Below are 19946 nucleotides of genomic sequence, written 5' to 3' on the forward strand. Positions count from 1 at the left end.
ACTTTCTAAACAACAATCTACATCATCGTATTAATACGTATACTCGCTTTTATAAGTGCCAATGCCGATATTTTTGAAATATGGATATCTTTCGGCTGATGATGCGAATTCTGACTTACTAATTTTACATATTCTTGCCCTTGTTCAGACTTCTGAACATATTTCACTGTAATATATTCCTCCCACTCATTCAGCTTAACACTCAGTAGATACATTTCGCCAAAAAAGATATTCTCAAATTCAGTTTCCTTATATAAAATAATATCCCCAGATTTCAATAAAGGATACATACTATCTCCAGTTACAGAAATTGCTCCGTCACATTTTGGGAGATTTGGAATTTTTATGGTGTCCAAGATTCTTTGAGGCTCTCCACTGCTGAAAAGCTCTCTTAAACCTGCAACAGCTTCTAAATCATACAAAGGTATTTCTTGACTCGCATGCAGCGAATCGACTGTTTTTCTATCATTATTCATAATCACTAGGCTTGTATTTTCTTCTTTAATCATTGGCCCATTTCCTGTCAAAAGCCACTCTGAATTTAGGTCTGGGTAATAATGTAATATTTTACACGCCTTATCTGTTCCCATATTACTACTATTGTCTAAAAACTTATTAGAAAATCCCATATCGTTACAGAACTTATACTTAGTAATCCCTTTATAATCAAGATATTCCCGCACTCTTTCCGTTGACCCCATAAAAAGATGTATTATTTTACGTTAAAAATTTGTTTTGATGTATTATTTTACATTATATTTGCAAAGTAAAGAAAAACAAAATTGAAAAACAAGCAACTAGGCCAGAAAATATTGGAACAGAAGCAATTTTATCAATTTCAAAACAAACGCAAAACACTGTATTACAACAAAATAAAAAAATAAAATTCAAAAAATAAAAATACTACCCTAAAAACCAAAAAGAATGTATAATACTACGAATCAAAATGCAATCATTCATAAAAACCTATTAACAACAAATAGTACCAAACCTTAAATGAAATCGAAATGAAAAAAAATCAAATCAAAGACAAAATTCAAGAATTAGAAAATTGGCTGATTGAAAACCCAAACAGCCCTGAAAGAAACTTAATAGAATCGGACATTAAAAAATTAAAAAATCAATTAGAGAAAAATCATGAGTAACACACAAATCGAAGAACGTATTGCAACATTATATCTGGCACTTCAATACTGTTCTGAAAAAAAGAAAACTTTTACTGCCGGAGAAAGAATCTGTATCAACCAAGAACGTTTCCAATGGATGCATATTTTGGATGATCAAACTGCCGCTCCCCGTCCTGTATCGGCAAATATTGAAAACAAATTAAAAGAAGTTTCAAGACTTGCACTTCAGAATAATTTCAAGCCATATTACGGAGACCCATTTAAAGAAGAAATTTTATTAAACGCCTAAAAAAACAATTATTATGAACACTTCAACAGCAAACAATTTCAAAACCATGGACTTATCTCAATTTTCTGCTCAACAATTAAAAGAAGCTTTAAATAAAATTGAAAGCAAAAAATTAGAAGAAAGAGACGCTTATAAAAAACTAGTAGCAGAAACAATTCCGAAAGCACTTTCCAGATTACATGAAACGTCTGAAATGATGAGAAATGCCAAAACAGAAACTTTCCAATTGTTTGAAACTATTTTAGATTTAAAAAATCAAGTTTATGGTTTTAAAGAAAAACAAATGTCGTATACTTTTTCTAATGACAAAGAAGAAATCACAATTGGGTACCGCATCAACGAAGGCTGGGATGATACTGTAACTATTGGTATTGAAAAAGTTCAGAATTACATTTCGTCACTTTCTACCAGTAGAGAAACGGCTTCGCTAGTTAAAATTGTTTTCAATCTTTTAAAAAAAGATGCTAAAGGAAATTTAAAAGGCTCTAGAGTTTTGGAACTTCAAAAGTTGACAAAAGAATTCAATAATGACGAATTTACAGATGGTGTAGAAATTATTGCTTCTTCTTTTAAGCCTGTACGCTCGAGCTGGTTTATTGAAGCAAGCAGAATTGACGAAAACGGCATCCGAACCAACATTCCGCTATCGATGTCTTCTGTTGATTTTTTACACGGTTATGCCTTTAATTTTTTTAATCAGCAAATTGATCATAATCATGCAGCTTGATTACAGTTAAGTTAATCACGACAATTTAAAGAACCCATTTCAGAAAATATAATTACAAAATGTTTTTTAACATTCCGAAATTCTGACAATTAACCCCAAAACATTAAAATTTTCTTCCAACCTCGTAATTTTATCACTTCTTAATACCACACCTAATGCCGATATCCACAAATAGAAGCCTCGGAATTCAAAAGAACAAATTGCTTCGCTACAAATTGATAAAAGAATTATACCAAAAACACAAAACAGATGATATTCCAACAACAGTAGTATGGAGAAAATACGTCTCACCTATTTATCCCATATCACGCACTACTTTGTATGAAATACTCTGCACTCCCATTACCTCAGAATTAAAAAGAATCGAAGAACTGATGGGCAATCAAGAGAAATCTTCCTAAATAGTTACTTAAGAAATAAATCCTAAACAATTAACTTTAATTGTATTTGGTACCGATGTCAATTACTTTTCAAAAAAAAGGGTAAGACATATATTATTGCGACACCGAGAGATCAAAAGTTATCATGACTTCTGTACCAACATCAATTATAGAATTTATTTCAAAATGCCCTTTCAACGAATTAGTTCGCTCTTTAATGTTAGACAGACCAATTCCCTTTTTGATTACATTCACATCAAAACCAACACCATTATCTTTGATTGATAATTTTAAAATCTTATTCTTAATTAATTGGATTTCGATATTCACTTTTGTTGCACTGGAATACTTATGAACATTCAGAAGAGATTCCTGAATTATACGATAAAAATTTACCTTGTAGACATTCTGGATTTTACTCCAATCAAATCCATCTTCAATTATATAATTGAATTCAGCACCATTTATATGACTTTGATTTTTGATCAAATCTGATAATAGAATATTAAAATCGCTACCTTCAAGAAATGAATCACGGCTAAGATCATGAGAGATAGTTCTAATTTCATTTTCAATGTTTTGCAATTCAAAAATATATTCTTTTCTTTTTTCAATTGTTTTCTCATCAGTCTTCGAATTAAAAAAGCCTAAATTCATTCTGACTGCATATACCTTATTCATTACTCCATCATGTAATTCCCTGGCTATTTTATTTTTCTCTTCCTCCTTTGCGCTGTTTATTTTCTCTTTTTGCTCGCTCAAAAGCTGAAATATTTCATCGTTATCGATTTGTTGTTGTTTTAAAAACCTTAACTCTTTGTTCTTATATTTCAAATAAATAATTACGAAAATCCCGGAGAGAATCAAAAAAAGAACAAATGAAAAAATCAATATATAAAAATTCTTTTTTGTCAAAATTTTATTCTCATCTTCCACACTAGCCGTTTCATACTCTATTCGCGCATATTTGTTGCTAGTTCTACTCTGAATACGATTTATGCTATCGCTAACATTTATATATTGATTTGCATAATATATCTTTCTGTTGCGATCAATTTTTGACAACAATTTCAAAATGCTTAAAACCTCATTTGTGTTTCTGATCTCAACAGCACCAGTATAAGCTTCTTTTAAAATTTTTATTGATTTTAAAGTGTCATTTTGAGTTAAATAAAATTCTCCCAAATGGATTTTCTTATATAAAACATCTGAATCATACCCAAGACTATCGACTATTTTTAAAGATTCCAAAAACATTGATTCAACATTGTCATATTCCTTATTTTTCATTTTAGAATAAGCCAAATTCGACAAAACGTTAGCATATATTCGAGGCCATTTATTTTTCAAATCATTTGTCAGGACAGTGTTTAATTCTTTAATAGATTTTGAATATTCACCTTTTAAATCATATAAATTACAAATGTTAATTACAGATGAAACGTTAAAATTATTGACTTGATCACGATCCAAATGATCTTTCTTCATCAACTTTAAATCTTCCAATCCTAATTGATGATATTTTAACGCTTGGTCATACATAAAAAGTTTTTCAAGACAGTTACCCATCAAAGTATTACACATATATTGAAGCTTGGTATTCCCAGTCTTTTTTACATACAATAATGCCTTAGTCACCTCGACTTCACATTCAACAAATCTGCCGTCAAAAAATAAGACATAAGCCTTATTAAAATACATACGCCCTAAATGATCATAATCATGAATCTTCGCATATATTTTTTGGGCCTGCAAATAATAATAGTAGGCACTGTCTTTGTGTGAATTCTCATAACAATCACCTAAATAATAAAGAGACTTAGCCATTCTCGAGCTATCATTTTTCTCTTTTGACAAATTGAATGCGATCAAACTAGACGAAAATGATTTCTTCAAATTATTCAAATAATAATACTCTGCTCCAGCTTTTAAATATAAATCTCGAACAATTGAATCATTTTCTTTGTTTTGTTGCAACAACATTACGATAGAATCAATGTACTTTTCTTTGTTCCGCCCCTCAATTTTATTGAAATACTCCTCATCAAAATCAACATTTTTTTTAGGACTTTCAAATTGCTGTTTTTTAAACAACATAAGGCAGATTAATCCAATTAAGAGAATAACCGCGATACAATATTTTAAGTTTAAGTTTAATTTCAAAACAATCACTTTTATATTCAGATCAAATATACACCAAATAAAAAAGACTATGATGCTCATTGAAAAGCAACCATAGTCTTTGGTAACAACAAATATTAATTCGCTATTTGTCCTTTGGTAGTGACGGATCTCCAGGTTCTGGTGTTTCAAAATCCAAGTCAACCTTCAAAGAATCACTTATCTTTAGATTAGCATTTTCATATGTATCACGTGGTGCAATTTTCATGTTTTTTTTATTTGTTGAATTAACGACTTGACTTTCAAAATCATCATTTGTACAAGAAGAATTTAGTACCAAAACCATCACAATCATCATCAAGGGCAACCTTTTTTTCATAGCATTTTTTTTATGTTTTTGCAAAAAAACATCGAAAAAAATGTTATTTTTTACGGTTTTCCCGTAACATTAATTACTTTTGCATAAATTTTGATGAAAATGCCACTGAATATCCTGATTGTTGATGATCATCCTATGACCGTAGATAGCTACATTAATTTACTGTCTGACGGTTGTTTTGGCGCAATTGAACCTGTTTTTTTAAAAAGCTACAATTGTGAAGATGCTTATAAAAAAATACTATTGTTTGAGAAACAAAATATAAAAATTGATTTTGCCATTCTTGACGTCAACCTTCCTCCTTTTAACGATTTCAACATCACAAGCGGCATTGATTTGGCTTCTATCATTAGAAAAACGCATCCTGAATGTAAAATTTTATTACTAACAATGCACACAGAAGCTTTTATCGTAAATAGAATCATAAAAGGCATTGTACCTGATGGATTCATTTCTAAAAGTGAAGTGAATTTTGAATCATTCCCTTTAATGTGCAAAAAAATCTTCTTAGGGGAAATTATTCACAGTAATGAGATAATTAAATCCCAAAAAACACTTGCCCAAAGAAATTTAGATTGGGATGAATACGATAGCCAAATTTTAATCTTATTATCTCAAGGTGTCAAAACGGTAAATATTCCAAATCATGTACCCCTATCAATTAGTTCGGTAGAGAAAAGAAAAGCCAATATTAAAAGCCACTTGTTACTAGGCAAAGGAGGAGATACAGAATTAATAAATAAAGCCAGACAGCTAGGCCTTCTCTAGCAATTGAAATGTGTCTGAAAATAAAATTATTTCAATTCAAAACTTTTTCAAACAAACCGCACAACAAACGTTCTTTTGCTTCATTTCATCATATAAAGCAAAAAACAGCGCTTTATAATGCTTCATATTCAATACCCAAACTCCTATTTAATTCAATCAATTAAAAAGTTTGATTTTTTAAATTGAGGAGTCTCCTCCATCAAATACCTCTCTAGAATTCTTCTCGCAAAAAAACACTTTGTTTATTCTCTTTACACTTTTGTATAGCTTTAAAACATAATTGTACGAGAGATTTGCACCTATTTTTTCCAGAATAACTTTATACCAATCTTTGTATCCACAAAAGGAAAACAACTGTTGAAATGAAGTTAAGAATCTGAAATTGCAATGTAGATCACAACAGTTGTTCCAATCGACTATAAAAATACTTAATCATACTAAACATTGAATGGAACAATTTATCTACCCAACTCTTACCGCCTTTTTTGCCGCTTTTATTACATGGTTATTCTCTATGAGAAAATCATTAGCGCAAGACAGGGCTGCCGAACTTGATAACGCAGTAAATGCAGTCAAATATTATCGTGATTTACTTGATGACATCACCGCAAGATTAACAGCCGCCACCGAAACTATTAAGACCATGGAAATACAACATCGAGAATTAATGGTTGTTAACCAACAATTAGTAGATGAGCTCCAAAAGTTCAAACAATTAAACGGAAAACAACTATGACACTAGCACAAAAAACGCTCGAAATCGCTATTGCACAAATTGGAGTTGAGGAAATTCCTAAATACAGCAATTCCGGCCCTGAAGTAGAAATTTATCTGAAAAGTGTTGGTCTCACAAAAGGATATTCCTGGTGTATGGCTTTTATTTATTGGTGCACTCAAAATGCCAGTGCGCAAACCAATTTAAAAAACCCTCTAAAAAAAACTGGTGGCGTACTTGATCAATACAATTCAAGTCGTTTTCTGGTACAAAAGTCCCCTATGGTAGGCGATATTTTTATTCTTGATTTAGGAAAAGGACTAGGCCATACTGGCATTATTGAAAAAATAGCAGGAAATATTATTCATACCATAGAAGGAAACACTAATGACAGTGGAAGTCGTGAAGGATACAAAGTTTGCAGAAGAAAAAGAGAAATAAAATCCATGAAAGCCTTTTTGAGATTATAGATCGTGACAGGCATCTGAAAATTCAACTGCGTATGAATAAAAAAATAGAACGAATTGTTTTTTTGTTTTTTTCAGTCTTAGTTCTGGTTTCGTGCAATAGCCCGAAACCGGTTCTAAGCGAACAAAAAGACAAAACCATTACAATCAAAGAAACCGTACATGATACTGTTTTTAAAATTAATAAAGACAGTAGCTCTTTTAAAGCACTATTAGTATGTGAAAACGGAAAAATAATGCTGAAAAATGTTATTCAAGCCGAACCAGGGCGTAGTTTAAAAAGCCCAAAGGTTCGTCTTGATAACAATAAACTAATTGTCGATTGCGAATCAAGGAAAGAAGAATTATTTGCGCTTTGGAAATCTAAACAAATCCATGAAATACAAGTCAAAACCTTGAAAACCACAAAATTCATTAATCATTTAACTTTTTTTCAGAAAGCACAAATTTGGTTGGGAAGAATTTTCATTGTGTTGTTGCTTTACTATGGGACACGATTTACATTTCGATTTAAAAAAATCTACTAGCGACAAAAACTGGCTTACACGATAATTTCAATTGACTTTTACACCTTTCAGGGAATGACTTATTGCAATAGCAAACAGGAACGGAAATCAAACCTCATTCTTTGTTCCTTTACAAAAATCTTCCTGGAACTATATATAAAAGACTTTATATAGAGGTATAGATAATTGTGATTTTTCATCACTGATTCCGTTCCTGTAATCATTGACTAATTCAACATCTGACATATATGTTATTGAATCTTAAATCTTAATTCCGATTTTGTAGAGGAGGTTTAATTTTTTTTATAAAATGACAAATCATTGCCGCGTTTCAAAGGAAAATCATTGGGGAGTTTTACCTAAACAAATGCGGCACAGATGTTCAATACAATACAACTTATTATGGTTTATTTGTTCCTGCAGGTTTTGTAACAATAGTTGCCTCAGGAACAAAAACCAATAAAATGTTATTTACAATTTTCTATTGTTGTCTCACCAAGTTAAAGCTTTCAATACTAATACGGGGGTCAATTATTTTATCTTTTATAAGTAAAAAAGTACAAACATCTGTTTAAAAACAAGAAATAACTTAAAGAAACCCTATTTTTTCATTTTTCAAATGAAAAATAATCAATATTACAGGCGATAAAATAAACATATAATATTAATATTTCTTTTACGGGAAACCTCAACTTTCGGATTATGGCTATTGCGAATTTTGCTTCATAAATCTTAAAACATAAACAATGCCACCTAGAAAATTAGAGTACATCAAATTATTACGTAAATTATTCCTTGAAGGAAAAATTTGTATTGAGTTATTGGAAGCTCTGCTTATTTGTGAAAAAGAGTCACTTAATTAATTTGGTTGATTTTTTTAGCGAAATATTTTCAATTTCATCTATAATGTTTAGCCCGTCCTCAATTTCTTTTGCGTTCAGGGCTTTATTTGCAGAAATCTGAGTACTTAAAAACTCTATTTTATTTTTATAAAAATCGATTTGTTCTTGCTGAAACTTTAATTTTTCTCTTAATAAATCATTCTCTGATTTTAACAGTCTGTAATTCGAAATTTCTGCATTGACTGTTTGTTGTTCTTTATTTGCAACTCCACCATCATATGCTTCTTTTTTCTCAATTAGAAGATCATCGAAACTTATTTCGAAAACATCGTGAAGTTTTACGATAAAATCAAGCTTTGGCAAAGTTCCTTTTCTATAATTACGAATATTTGCTTCACTGGTTCCCATAGCTTTTGCAAATACACTGTTATTTCCATTGTATTCTTTTATTGCTATATCGTCAATTTTTTTATTTATAGTACTCATAAACAGTAAATTACAAAAAAAACTCGAAAAAAGTTTCGATTTTATTTCTTTTATTCGAAATAAGTTTCGATATTTGTTTCGAATTAATAACAAAGTTACTAAAAATTATAACGCTAGAAGTAGCTAAAAATGTATTTCGTACAATTTTCAGAAGATATGAAACAAGGAATAAAAATATTAACAAACACCCCTAATCTATAATAGCAAACTATGACAAATTCTCAAATCAAGGCCAAAATTCTCGAGTTAGAAACTTGGTTAATCGAAAACCCATACAGCACTGAACGCAATTTAATAGAGTCAGATTTGAAAAAATTACGAACCGTATTGCATAGCAACCATGAATGATACACAAATACGCGAGCGAATAGCACTCCTTTATCTATCGCTTCAATTTTGCTCAGAACAAAGTAGAACATTTACTACTGGTGAAAGAATCTGTATCAATCAAGAACGCTTTCAGCTGTTGTACAAACTATCAAATTCTGAAGCAGAACCAAGGCCCGTTTCTGCCATGATAGAGCATAAAATACAAGAAACGCTAAAACTAATTGCTATTTATAACTATACCCCAACCAATCAAGATCCTTTAGATTACGATAAACCAGAAACAGATTTAATACATGGAACCAACTAACAACATTAGCACGATGCTTCTATTAGTTTTTTTACTAATAGCCACAAACCTCAAGCCTATATTTTTATTTCGTGAATGGCTGAACTTTAAAATCAATACAACTTTGAAGCAGTACAAAAATGAGCGTAAGGATAAAACCAATCACAGATCATAAAAGTTACGAGATAAATGGCCAAACCATTTCTAAAACTGAAGAAGGAAGCTGGATCTATAAAGATAACCTATCGCTTAAAGAACTTTGTGCTTTTATCCAATATGAAAATATGGTTATCAAAAATCCTCGATTTACGAAACATACCAAGGCCACTTATGAAGGGTAATTGAAAATACTTGTTTTCGAAGACTTAAAAGATCCTATTTTGTTTGGACTTCAAAATCTATTGTTACGATTTTTTAGTTCAAATTAAAAAACTAGAAACTCCACATCAACATTTTATAACACTTTTTTTAAAGACTTATTTATTCAAAATAGATGAGCCGCTCTTCTATTGCTAATTAACAACATCATCATAGAACCAAATCACATGTCAATATCAACAAACCGAACCCTTGGAACTCAACGAAATAAGTTGTTGCGCTATAAACTGATTAAAGACCTTTACAATAAACATAAAACAGAAGATATTCCAACAACAGTTGTATGGCGAAAATATATTTATCCGGTATATCCTATTTCTCGTACTACTCTGTATGAAATTTTATGTACAGCTGTTACAATTGAATTAAAAAAAGTGGAAGAAGCGATTAGCAAACAAACGAAACTTTAAAGCGTTTTTTTTAAATCCTTATCAGCCTTCTTTACAATATTGTAAAGTTTCAGAACACATACGTTCACGCACTGTCCATCTATTTTTTCAACCGTCTTTTTCTGTCAATCTTTGCTTCAAGAATGGAAAATCGTAATGAAAAATTGACTTATAAAAATCAAACATATTAAATAATGAAAAAAATTAAACACATGTTTTTTTTGTTTTTTTCAGTCTTGGTACTGGTTTCGTGCAAAAGCCCGAAGCCAGTTCTGAGCGAAGAGAAAACCAAAACAATCACAATTAAAGAAACAGTACATGATACTGTCTTTAAAATTGCAAAAGACAGCAGTTCTTATAAAGCCTTATTAGAATGCCAAAACGGAAAAGTAGTTGTTAAAAATGTTACTCAAGCCGAACCAGGGCGTAGATTAAAAAGCCCAAAGGTTCGTCTTGATAACAACAAACTAAGCGTTGACTGCGAACTTAAAGAACAGGAACTTTACGCCCGCTGGAAATCGCAACAGGTAAAAGAAACCGAAGTAAAAACAATCCGCACCACAAAGTTTGTAAATCAGTTGACCTTTTGGCAAAAAGTACAGATTTGGCTGGGGAGAATTTTTCTTTTGGTATTGGCTTATTACTGCATAAGATTTGCAAACAGATTTTATCATTTATTTTAACAAGTGGATAATGATATAAATTGGTCAGGTTTTTGATTATTGTTATTAAATTAGCTTTGATTAGCTTCTATACTAATAGAAAGCTTTTTTAAAACAGAATTCGTCTCAAATCAATTTAACAATACCACACTACTATGAAACAGTTATTTACACTTGTTTTCTCTTTCCTATCATTATGCATCTGCGCGCAGCAAAAAGATGATCACAAAATAAAAATCTACCTTGAAGATGCTGAAACCGGAAAAAATATTGATGATGCAAAAGTAACGCTCGAAGGCTTTGAAATTCCTGCTATCACTGGCCAATACGACAAAAAAGCCAAGTTCTATTATTTTGATAAAATACCTGCTGGGTACAATACTATCATGGCTTATCATAAAAAATATAATGAGAAAGGATTTCAAAATGTTTCGGGTTTGCCTGGAGAGTTGAAGTTGAGGCTCTATGATCCTTTGAATGTTTCATATGATTTTGAATCTGACACATATAAAAATCGAGATCAAAATATTTATGTTGAAGACTCTTATAAAATAGGTGTCTTTTCCACGGACATTGAAGATTACAATATATTTAAAGATTATATCTATACGCAAATCAACAAATTAAATTTACAAATAGAACTTGTAAATCCTTATTTTGAACTAGAAAATGACAAAAATATTCCATTTCTATTTAGAAGTAACTCACTAGACCAAAAAGAAGATTATCCTTATATAAAAGATTTTAACGCTTTTACAAATGACTTTATAATTCCATTAAAAGAAGGCTATAGTAGTACCGAATACAATTTCACTTCTAATCATGTGGGTACAATTAATGCAAAAAAAATAGTATTCTATATTAGAAAAAAAGATGGATCAAAATTTAAACGCTTTAATGATCCTTATATAAAAAAAATTACGAATATAAAAGGAATTCTAATCTCATCTGTCATATACAATAAATTTTATTTTAGAAAAGAAAAAACAAATAAGAGTTACAAAAATTCTTTAACAAAAAAATTAGATAAAAATAATCGTTTTTCAAATATAGACTCTTCAAAAGTTTTCTTCTATTACAATTTTAAAAATGCAGAAATTAGAAAAATACCAGAGTACGACCGATTAGGAATGACTACTAATGCATATTCACCTATACAAAATGAAATTCTTGTATACCATCTTCCCAGCATCTCAAGTTTTCTAATTAAAAATCTACAATTTGAAAATATAGAATCCACAAGCTGTACAAAAGAAGTATTTGATCTTGATAAAAGTATAGGTTTAGGCATTTTAGATCAATATGAGTTGATTAGTCAGTGTCTAAATCAAAAATTTTTAATATCTGATATTAAAAATAATTATTGAAAAAAATAATGAATAAATTAACAACAAAACTATGAGAAATTGGCATACAAAAGTAATAAAACTAGACGATGCAAGAACATATATTAGCCAACATGGACTTAATCAATTAGGAGATTCAAATTTACATGTAGGCGTAATGGAAGGATCTATACAATATGTTCCAGCCGATAATTCATCATCAATAAATGAGAATAACAATTACAACGTTCCCAATAGACACCTAAATAATGGAACAGGAGAGAAAAAAGTAATTTATAGAAAAAAAATAGATAGAAGTTTTTACGACGATAATTTAACCATCGATGTAAATGATAAAATTCCATTGACACATACAACAAGTGTTGCAGGAGTAATTGCCGGAAGAGAGATTATCAATCTAAACGGAAACAATGATAACGTTTTTGGAGTATGCCCAAATGCCAAAATCATAAATACTTCAGGTAATTTTGAAAACTCTTTAATATTATCCGGAATAAATAATTATACAAAAGGTAATTTATCATCTATCTACTATAGCAATGAGGTTATTAAAGATAAAGATGGCGATGATATTAAACTGAAAGATTATTTCAGCATAGAGCAAAGAATAATTCCTGATGGACCACAAGATGGAAACAATATTTACAATCAGAGAAAAAGCTCTATTATTAGCTGTAGTTTTAGTTGGCCTAATGACCCTACTATTCAGCAAACCATGCCTCCTGAAATTACAGATTTTGTAATGAAAGAACTTTTGGCTTACGGAAGAGATGGCAGAGGAGTTTTAACTGTTTTTGCTGCTGGTAACGATTCCAAAAGAAATCCCGAACTCCCTTTTACACTGAGTAATAAACCATTAATTGTCGCTGCATCAAAAGTAATTTTGGATAAGTCAAAGTTAGATTTGTATACATCTCCTAGCAATCCGATTGAATTTAATGAAGACCATGCCGATTATACTAATTATGGAAGTCGAATTGACATTTGCGCACCAAGTTCACCAAAAGGTAAATCAGGTGAAAAAGATATTGAAATTTTTGCCCCTACAATGATCAATTCTGGAGAAGTAGGAGAAACTGATCAACTTTTTGAAACTACAATTTTAAAGAAGAAATCATCTAACAAATTAATTCTGGAAAGTAATCTTAAGGGCATATTTCCAGGGCAATCCATTGAAATTGGCGACCCTACAACTTTTTTCCATGAGATTAGATTTATAACTAAGATCGAAACTGTTCAAGAACCTGTAAATGTTGCCAATCCCAAACAAAACCTTCGCGTTCAAGTTACTTTAGATTCAGATATCTTTTTTACAAATGAGCTAACTACATCAACTGCAAACTTTACCATAGTAGGTGCGCCAGTTAGAATTTGTGTTTTTAAAAAAAACATCCTGTCTCAAAACGGAAACCAATTAAATCTTGATAATATGAACGGAATCGGTGAATTTCAAACTCCTAAGCAGGAAGCTTACATTTATTCCGAAAATGATATTCAAAGTGGTCAGTTAGTTTCAATTAGGAGTTCGGACCATGATCAAAATTTTATAGTTATAGACCAAATTTTAAACTCATCTCTAGTGACAAATCTTAAACTTATTCCTGGTCAGATACATACAATTATTAAAAGAGACGTGGCAACTACACCTTTTTTCAAAGCTGCTACTGGTTCTAGTTTAAAAGGCTTCTTTACAGGTCAACAAGTTTCTGTTCAAGATAATAGTGCGATAAAAAGACATATAAAATTTATAACTAAACCTGGAAACAATCTTCCTCTGCAAATGCAATTTAGTCAATTTAATGTTGTAAGCGATGAAGATGGAAAGTTAGAATACACTATTAAATCTTTAGCTTACGGAAATTTAACCAATTCATTTGGAGGTACTTCATCTGCTACGCCATTAATATCAGGTGTTTCAGCATTACTTCTTTCTGTTAATCCAAAACTAAATGTTCCTGAAATAAAACATATTTTAAAAGAAAAAGCGACTAAAATTACAGGAGAGTCCGAATACGACCTTATTACTGATAATACAAAATATAATTATAATTATACTACAAATAAATATTTCGGCACAGGCAGAGTAAATGCTGAAGCAGCAGTCCGATTGGCTTTAAATTGGCATGCCACAGTACCATCTGAAATCGTCATGAAACCTAAATTGGAAATAGCCGATAAATTAAGCGGGTTAGGTGTTTGGGTAAGTGATTCTACCGTTTTACCTACTGAAACCAAACCTTTAAACACAATCGACACATCAAAGCCACAAAAAATTTACGTAAAAATCAAAAATAGTGGAGAAAGAGAGAGTTTTAAAGAATGTGATTTAAGAGTTTTAATCGCTTTTACTGATCAACCAAATCCAACTTTTAAATTCCCTGATTATTGGTACAATCAAACAGATGTAAAACTTTTATCCGTTAAAGAAATTCCAATAATACCACCTCATGGAGAAACAACAATTGAAATTGAATGGAAAGATATAGCCGCCTTTTGGCAAAAAAACAATCCTTCTCGAAAAAAAGCCTACATTTTAGCTCACATTGCACCATTTGATGGTTTGGATAGTGAAGTAATGCTTGATAATATAAATAATAACAAACAATTATCCTGCAAAAAACTTATTGTAAGTCATAATGAAATTACTAATGGTTCGGCATATATTCTAGGTACAAAATTAAACATTACCGTAGGGCCTGATATTATCGAAAAAAGTTTTGATTTAAAGATGGAAAATACTCTAGCTGTAGAAATAGAAAAATTACAAATTAAAGCTACAAAAAGAAATAGAGAAAATCATCAGTTAACAAAGGAAGTGGTATTTCAAAAAACAGAAACTAATTGGGCATTAACAGGCGATAGCTCCGGCTGGATTGAATTTCAAACACCAACAGAAACAGTGTCTTTAGATGAAGGTTATAAAAATATAATCTTCCCGCATAAATTAACAATAAATGACGATGAAGACGAAATCAAATTAGAAATCATAAACGTAAACGCCTAAACATGTCAACAACAATATACGATTTTACATATACGCTAAATAGCGAAACAGCTCAAAATGAAGTTTTGTATAATGCTGATGCGCCAGCAGATAAAGACGAGTATAAACCTATCTCTTCTTTTTTTGTTGATGAATCCAAACTATCAAGCACGATTGCAACAAACGAAGCTACTGACGCATTTGGTCCCGTAATTGGTAGCACGACTACAAAATACAGAACAACTTCAAAAGTTAGAGCCACTAACGCAGATCCTGTAAAAGTTTTTGCCATTTGTAATGGTCAAGTATTAATTCAACCACAAACAGAAGATGCAACAAAAGTAAATTTGATTTTAAAACCATCAGATACTTATGCTCCACTTAAAATTAAATACTTTGTTTATAGAGGAATTAATAAAGCTGATATCATTGAAAGCAACAAATTAAAACCTGTAACTACCGATGTTAATCAATCTGGATTTTTAAAAAAGTTATGGACTCAGTATCTTGCATATTATTCAACAGTAATCGACCCAATTACCAAATTACCAGTTAATCCACCTACAGAATTTCCTGCATCTTTAATTGGTTACGACGAAATGCAATCTGATAATACACTTATTGAAAATTATTTTACAAAAAATAATATTACTACATCATATCAAATTCCATTATGTACGCCAGGAGAACATTTAGGAAATTTCACTGGAGAAATAGGGCTTGATATTGTAATGGATCATGGTGATTATCAATTAGAAAATCAGGAAGAATTATTTAAATTTGATTTGAAATTTGCCCGTGAAAAAGAACACGTTTTCGATATAACAACAATTCCTGCCTCTCCTCCTTTGGACATAAACAGAAAAAGATATAGAGAGTACATTCATCAATTTTTAGATGCGGCAGCTTTTTGGGGATCTCATATCGAATGTGGAACCATTAATACAATCAATACAACTGGAGGACTAAAAACGAATGATGATATTTTTACCAAAATAGTTAATAAATACCAAACCCAGAATAAAATTTACGTCTACATACAGGGAGAAAATAACAGAAGTTATAACTATTATGACGCTACTCGAAAAGTTTATGGATTTTTACCAGGAGGAGTAGGGCAATTAAATATTAAAGATAATTGGCCAATTATTATTGAACAATTGGTTGTCCCAGTAAGTACAACTCCTATTTATAAACAAAATATATCTTTTAATTTAGAGTATAAAATAGACACAAGGATTCCTGAACCGGAAAGACATGTTAGTATAGATGTTGTTTCTGCTAATAAAAATACAACATCAGCGTATCCGTTAATAGAAAAACCTCTAAATCCTGTAGCACCTGCCACAATTCCTGCATTTTTATGCCCTAAAACTTCTTCTATTACGATAGAATTTCAAGTAAATGGAGCCAGCTCATGCGCTACATTTTTAATGTTTTATGGAAACTTTAAACAAGAATTTCCTTTAAAAAATTACTACAATGATTTATTTCCTGTAAATTTTAATTCTAATTTTTTATTGCCCACTACAGAGATAGAAGATATGAGTTCATGGGCAACTTACGACAAAAGTAGAATGGTAAATCTTGATGATGTTCTAGGTGTTGGAGCTTCTATTCAAAATAAATTAGTTTTTGACAATGGAAAAGGGCCTGTAGTTGGAGGAATCGCAGCAAGAAAGGCTCGCAGACTATATATGGCTATATTAAAACGTAACACTGATCACAGTACTGAGTACAACGGCTTTAATATTCATACCAATACATCTGGTATCAACAAAATTACCACTACCCAAGAGGCATACGCTAATAATTTGTATAATGATGTTGATTTTTCAGTATATAAAGGGACTTTTAGAGACAGTGGCGTTATAAATTCGCTAACATTAATAAACGAAAAAAGCTTAGAAAAAAGAAACAGTTTTTTCCATTTAGGTATTACTGAAGAGGAATATAATAAATTAGTATATGGTCAAACTACCATACCTGCTGTTACCCCTCCGGCAACTATACCACAATATTTACCTATTGATGCTGACAATGTTTTTTTTCATCTTGAAGAAGTTATCGATTTTAATAAGCCAAATGTCCAAAAATTTAAAGTAGGTTTTCGCTTTGAAAATGCACTTGGAGATATTACTACTTTATTTCCAGCAACTGCCAATGAAGTATATGTTTATACTATTGATGGATTTTATTTCTTTTCAAGAGAATATTCAGATTTTCAAGAATTCACAAATACTTTTGCTAAAGCAATGGTAGAGTTTAGAACGGTACCTGTAGCTATCCCAGCAAGCGGCTCAAATCCTGCTATACCAGCCTATAATGGCGAATTTGGTTTTGATTGGTTAAGACAAGGAGACAATGGAGAGCCTAGCTATGAAAGCATAATAGTAGGTGGTTACGAAAGACCAACAGTAGCAGATACCAATACAGAGTATGAATACACAGGTATTTCAAGCTCAAATCATGGTATTAATGATGCTATAAAAGCTTTAAAAAGAGAATATAAATCAATTCCTACTCAAGCAACATCACCTGATGAGCAATATTTTATCCCATATCTGAATTTATTTTCTAAAACATATAGTGATTCTTTGCCTGCTACTGTTTCTCCCAAACCTCCCTACGAAGCTACTCTAAAAGTTTTGGTTCTTATTGATGAAGCAGTTGACAAACTTGAGTTTGATTATGATACAAATCTATTTATTATTGACAAACCAATTTTATCAGACAAATCAGTTACTACATTAGGAAAAGTTCAATCAATAGATAAAACAATAAAAGTTACCTGTATAAATGACTTTAGCGAAGCTAAACAAATTAGAGTACTAGCTTATCCCGTTGGAGTAACTGATAAAAAACAAGCTAAATTAGCCGGACTAATACATTTAGGGAAAAATGACATTAAAACCAACATGAAATTTGTTTTTATTAAGGTGAGAACAAACGTAGACGGAACTGGAAACAAAACTGGAGCTACAATTACAAATGAAAAATTAAACCTGATTAATTCACTAGCACATTTCAATATTACAGCATCAGTAGAAGACTGTCCTAATATTTTAGATCTATCTTCCAATCCTGATTATAAAATAGGAGGTCAATTTATTCATTCTAATAATAAATTATGGGAAGATGCTTCAAATTTTTTCACAAATCTAAAGACCCTTTTCTTTAATGAAACTGACAGTTCAAGAAATTATATTAATAGTAAATATAATACTGGCTATTTCACTGTATTTATATTTGATACTTTGCCATATGATACTGCTGTTGGGCAGGTTGAGAATTTAGGTATTAGAAATTTAATACTTTTACCTGGTAGAAACGATAGAACTATTTCTCATGAAGGCATGCATGGATTGGGATTGTTTCATTCTCACAAAGACAGTTCTATTACCAGCCCGAATCAAAAATATGTATTCCCGGATGGAAATACCAATCCTGTAAATGCAACAGATAATTATATGAGTTATACTGGAGCAGCAAGAAAATCTACATGGAAATGGCAATGGAAAATTATAAACCGTAATTTATGAAAATTAAACTAATTGCTTTGATAATTGTATGTTCATTAAATGCATGCAGATCACAAAATGGAAAAAACAATACTAATAACTCAAATGAAACCATGAAAAATTTTGACATAAATAAATATAAAGGCATTAAACTTGATTCCGAAATTGATACATCTTTTAATGATAAAAACAAAAATATTAGAATCACGAGTGATAAAAAGAATATTCAAGTTGAGGAAGTTGAGAAAGATAATCCATTTAAAACTACTATAGTTTATTTCAAAAACAACAAAAAAATTAATAGTTCAATAAAACGATTTTATACAATACCGACCGGTATTTCAAAAGAATATGATGAAAATGGGAATCTCAAAAAAGAAACTGATTGGGATAAAAATTATGGATTTACGTTGGATAATTTGATTCAAAAAATGAATACGGAATATAAAATTGATATTACTAATGTTGATAAAACTTTTGATATAAACAGGTTTATAGTTAATCAAGTTCCTTATTATGAAGTTTATTCTAAAGATATTGAAAATAGTCAAAAGTTACATTGCTTCATTATTGATGGAAAGAAAGGAAAAACTTTATTTACAACAATTAGATATATTAATGATAAAAATGGTAGTTTATATGATCAATATATTAATTCAATTAAAAAAAAATAAGCTGAATTATAAGTTATTGTATAAATTCTTTAATGAAGTATAACTGTTACGTGATAAAAAATTTCTAAAATTCTATAAAAAACATACTCCATCTATTTCATTGTTTTATTTTTTCAAAAAGTAACTCAAAAGACACCCGCTAAATATTGCCTGTCTTTGTCTTTATATCTCTCTTTTCAAAAAATACTTAGAAAGAATCGCTAAAAACTCAGGCTATTCTATCAATATAATTTTAGCGATTTATTAAAATGAATATCTTAAGCTTCAAGATTTAGAAATACAAGTCACATAAAATTTCCTTCTCTTTACACATCTGTAAAACAAAACCAAATCACAACCTATTTACAATTCTAAAATAATTCTATGTTTGTAGACTGTACAACTCTGTACAGTCTACAAACACATAGGTTCAGCATCCTTGCATTTAATTTCTAAAGCAAAAATTTCAACACATATTTGCCCTGTAAAGTTGAAAAAACAGCAATAATCCATCAAAGTATAGATTTTCAAAAGCCTGAAACTTACAATAATAAGTTTGCTAGCGTATACAATTATCTGTGCTATTCATAA

Annotated in this window: 20 protein-coding genes; 16 read left to right on the top strand and 4 right to left on the bottom strand. The window is 30.5% G+C overall.

Annotated elements, in window-relative coordinates:
* Positions 1–17: 17 nt before the first annotated feature.
* Positions 18–701: a S24 family peptidase gene (locus AAYQ19_RS21460; RefSeq protein ID WP_343539211.1), complete on the bottom strand. Its 684-nt coding sequence runs from the start codon at positions 699–701 to the stop codon at positions 18–20.
* A gap of 306 nt (positions 702–1007) precedes the next feature.
* On the opposite strand from AAYQ19_RS21460, the gene AAYQ19_RS21465 reads away from it, so the two are divergent.
* From AAYQ19_RS21465 to AAYQ19_RS21480, 4 genes are all read left to right on the top strand, one after another.
* On the top strand, positions 1008–1145 hold the full coding sequence (locus AAYQ19_RS21465) for a hypothetical protein (protein ID WP_343539212.1): 138 nt from the start codon (positions 1008–1010) through the stop codon (positions 1143–1145).
* A complete protein-coding gene (locus tag AAYQ19_RS21470) occupies positions 1138–1416 on the top strand; it encodes a hypothetical protein (RefSeq protein WP_343539214.1) in 279 nt (92 codons plus the stop codon). The genes AAYQ19_RS21465 and AAYQ19_RS21470 overlap by 8 nt, the downstream gene beginning before the upstream one ends.
* 13 nt (positions 1417–1429) lie before the next feature.
* Positions 1430–2143 (top strand): DUF3164 family protein, encoded by a 714-nt coding sequence (locus AAYQ19_RS21475; RefSeq protein WP_343539216.1) that lies wholly within the window; start codon positions 1430–1432, stop codon positions 2141–2143.
* A gap of 155 nt (positions 2144–2298) precedes the next feature.
* The gene (locus AAYQ19_RS21480; RefSeq protein ID WP_343539218.1) at positions 2299–2544 is read left to right on the top strand and encodes a hypothetical protein; all 246 of its coding nucleotides are present in this window, start codon (positions 2299–2301) and stop codon (positions 2542–2544) included.
* Between the two features lie 93 nt (positions 2545–2637).
* Here the strand turns inward: AAYQ19_RS21480 and AAYQ19_RS21485 are convergent, their stop codons facing one another.
* Both AAYQ19_RS21485 and AAYQ19_RS21490 read right to left on the bottom strand, forming a co-directional pair.
* Positions 2638–4848, bottom strand: coding sequence for a tetratricopeptide repeat-containing sensor histidine kinase (locus AAYQ19_RS21485; protein WP_343539220.1), 2211 nt, complete (start codon positions 4846–4848; stop codon positions 2638–2640).
* On the bottom strand, positions 4790–5023 hold the full coding sequence (locus tag AAYQ19_RS21490) for a hypothetical protein (protein WP_343539221.1): 234 nt from the start codon (positions 5021–5023) through the stop codon (positions 4790–4792). Before AAYQ19_RS21490 ends, AAYQ19_RS21485 begins: the two co-directional genes overlap by 59 nt.
* A gap of 99 nt (positions 5024–5122) precedes the next feature.
* On the opposite strand from AAYQ19_RS21490, the gene AAYQ19_RS21495 reads away from it, so the two are divergent.
* The 4 genes from AAYQ19_RS21495 (at position 5123) to AAYQ19_RS21510 (ending at position 7500) form a co-directional block, all read left to right on the top strand.
* On the top strand, positions 5123–5791 hold the full coding sequence (locus tag AAYQ19_RS21495) for a response regulator (protein WP_343539223.1): 669 nt from the start codon (positions 5123–5125) through the stop codon (positions 5789–5791).
* A gap of 448 nt (positions 5792–6239) precedes the next feature.
* Complete coding sequence (locus AAYQ19_RS21500; RefSeq protein ID WP_343539225.1) at positions 6240–6527, top strand: hypothetical protein; 288 nt, start codon at positions 6240–6242, stop codon at positions 6525–6527.
* Complete coding sequence (locus tag AAYQ19_RS21505; protein ID WP_343539227.1) at positions 6524–6976, top strand: CHAP domain-containing protein; 453 nt, start codon at positions 6524–6526, stop codon at positions 6974–6976. Before AAYQ19_RS21500 ends, AAYQ19_RS21505 begins: the two co-directional genes overlap by 4 nt.
* A 32-nt stretch (positions 6977–7008) precedes the next feature.
* Positions 7009–7500 (top strand): hypothetical protein, encoded by a 492-nt coding sequence (locus AAYQ19_RS21510; RefSeq protein ID WP_343539229.1) that lies wholly within the window; start codon positions 7009–7011, stop codon positions 7498–7500.
* A gap of 830 nt (positions 7501–8330) precedes the next feature.
* Here the strand turns inward: AAYQ19_RS21510 and AAYQ19_RS21515 are convergent.
* Positions 8331–8807, bottom strand: a complete 477-nt coding sequence (locus AAYQ19_RS21515; RefSeq protein ID WP_343539230.1) for a hypothetical protein — start codon at positions 8805–8807, stop codon at positions 8331–8333.
* A 340-nt stretch (positions 8808–9147) separates the two neighbouring features.
* On the opposite strand from AAYQ19_RS21515, the gene AAYQ19_RS21520 reads away from it, so the two are divergent.
* From AAYQ19_RS21520 to AAYQ19_RS21555, 8 genes are all read left to right on the top strand, one after another.
* Positions 9148–9444 (top strand): hypothetical protein, encoded by a 297-nt coding sequence (locus AAYQ19_RS21520; protein WP_343539232.1) that lies wholly within the window; start codon positions 9148–9150, stop codon positions 9442–9444.
* 119 nt (positions 9445–9563) lie between these two features.
* A complete protein-coding gene (locus tag AAYQ19_RS21525) occupies positions 9564–9764 on the top strand; it encodes a hypothetical protein (RefSeq protein WP_343539234.1) in 201 nt (66 codons plus the stop codon).
* 204 nt (positions 9765–9968) lie between these two features.
* A complete protein-coding gene (locus AAYQ19_RS21530) occupies positions 9969–10211 on the top strand; it encodes a hypothetical protein (RefSeq protein WP_343539236.1) in 243 nt (80 codons plus the stop codon).
* A 173-nt stretch (positions 10212–10384) separates the two neighbouring features.
* Complete coding sequence (locus tag AAYQ19_RS21535) at positions 10385–10873, top strand: hypothetical protein (RefSeq protein WP_343539238.1); 489 nt, start codon at positions 10385–10387, stop codon at positions 10871–10873.
* Between the two features lie 134 nt (positions 10874–11007).
* Positions 11008–12219, top strand: coding sequence for a hypothetical protein (locus tag AAYQ19_RS21540; RefSeq protein WP_343539240.1), 1212 nt, complete (start codon positions 11008–11010; stop codon positions 12217–12219).
* Between the two features lie 31 nt (positions 12220–12250).
* Positions 12251–15202, top strand: coding sequence for a S8 family serine peptidase (locus AAYQ19_RS21545; protein ID WP_343539242.1), 2952 nt, complete (start codon positions 12251–12253; stop codon positions 15200–15202).
* 2 nt (positions 15203–15204) lie between these two features.
* Positions 15205–18723 (top strand): hypothetical protein, encoded by a 3519-nt coding sequence (locus AAYQ19_RS21550; protein ID WP_343539244.1) that lies wholly within the window; start codon positions 15205–15207, stop codon positions 18721–18723.
* Complete coding sequence (locus tag AAYQ19_RS21555) at positions 18720–19376, top strand: hypothetical protein (RefSeq protein WP_343539246.1); 657 nt, start codon at positions 18720–18722, stop codon at positions 19374–19376. The genes AAYQ19_RS21550 and AAYQ19_RS21555 overlap by 4 nt, the downstream gene beginning before the upstream one ends.
* Positions 19377–19946 lie beyond the last annotated feature (570 nt).

Origin of the sequence: Flavobacterium mesophilum, assembly GCF_039581405.1 — a bacterium.
Taxonomy (GTDB): Bacteria; Bacteroidota; Bacteroidia; order Flavobacteriales; family Flavobacteriaceae; genus Flavobacterium.

Excerpts from the sequence above, each read along its gene's own strand:
- AAYQ19_RS21460 (WP_343539211.1), bottom strand. The coding sequence starts at position 701 with ATGGGGTCAACGGAAAGAGTGCGGGAATATCTTGATTATAAAGGGATT.
- AAYQ19_RS21465 (WP_343539212.1), top strand. The coding sequence starts at position 1,008 with ATGAAAAAAAATCAAATCAAAGACAAAATTCAAGAATTAGAAAATTGG.
- AAYQ19_RS21470 (WP_343539214.1), top strand. The coding sequence starts at position 1,138 with ATGAGTAACACACAAATCGAAGAACGTATTGCAACATTATATCTGGCA.
- AAYQ19_RS21475 (WP_343539216.1), top strand. The coding sequence starts at position 1,430 with ATGAACACTTCAACAGCAAACAATTTCAAAACCATGGACTTATCTCAA.
- AAYQ19_RS21480 (WP_343539218.1), top strand. The coding sequence starts at position 2,299 with ATGCCGATATCCACAAATAGAAGCCTCGGAATTCAAAAGAACAAATTG.
- AAYQ19_RS21490 (WP_343539221.1), bottom strand. The coding sequence starts at position 5,023 with ATGAAAAAAAGGTTGCCCTTGATGATGATTGTGATGGTTTTGGTACTA.
- AAYQ19_RS21495 (WP_343539223.1), top strand. The coding sequence starts at position 5,123 with ATGCCACTGAATATCCTGATTGTTGATGATCATCCTATGACCGTAGAT.
- AAYQ19_RS21500 (WP_343539225.1), top strand. The coding sequence starts at position 6,240 with ATGGAACAATTTATCTACCCAACTCTTACCGCCTTTTTTGCCGCTTTT.
- AAYQ19_RS21505 (WP_343539227.1), top strand. The coding sequence starts at position 6,524 with ATGACACTAGCACAAAAAACGCTCGAAATCGCTATTGCACAAATTGGA.
- AAYQ19_RS21510 (WP_343539229.1), top strand. The coding sequence starts at position 7,009 with ATGAATAAAAAAATAGAACGAATTGTTTTTTTGTTTTTTTCAGTCTTA.
- AAYQ19_RS21515 (WP_343539230.1), bottom strand. The coding sequence starts at position 8,807 with ATGAGTACTATAAATAAAAAAATTGACGATATAGCAATAAAAGAATAC.
- AAYQ19_RS21520 (WP_343539232.1), top strand. The coding sequence starts at position 9,148 with ATGAATGATACACAAATACGCGAGCGAATAGCACTCCTTTATCTATCG.
- AAYQ19_RS21525 (WP_343539234.1), top strand. The coding sequence starts at position 9,564 with ATGAGCGTAAGGATAAAACCAATCACAGATCATAAAAGTTACGAGATA.
- AAYQ19_RS21530 (WP_343539236.1), top strand. The coding sequence starts at position 9,969 with ATGTCAATATCAACAAACCGAACCCTTGGAACTCAACGAAATAAGTTG.
- AAYQ19_RS21535 (WP_343539238.1), top strand. The coding sequence starts at position 10,385 with ATGAAAAAAATTAAACACATGTTTTTTTTGTTTTTTTCAGTCTTGGTA.
- AAYQ19_RS21540 (WP_343539240.1), top strand. The coding sequence starts at position 11,008 with ATGAAACAGTTATTTACACTTGTTTTCTCTTTCCTATCATTATGCATC.
- AAYQ19_RS21545 (WP_343539242.1), top strand. The coding sequence starts at position 12,251 with ATGAGAAATTGGCATACAAAAGTAATAAAACTAGACGATGCAAGAACA.
- AAYQ19_RS21550 (WP_343539244.1), top strand. The coding sequence starts at position 15,205 with ATGTCAACAACAATATACGATTTTACATATACGCTAAATAGCGAAACA.
- AAYQ19_RS21555 (WP_343539246.1), top strand. The coding sequence starts at position 18,720 with ATGAAAATTAAACTAATTGCTTTGATAATTGTATGTTCATTAAATGCA.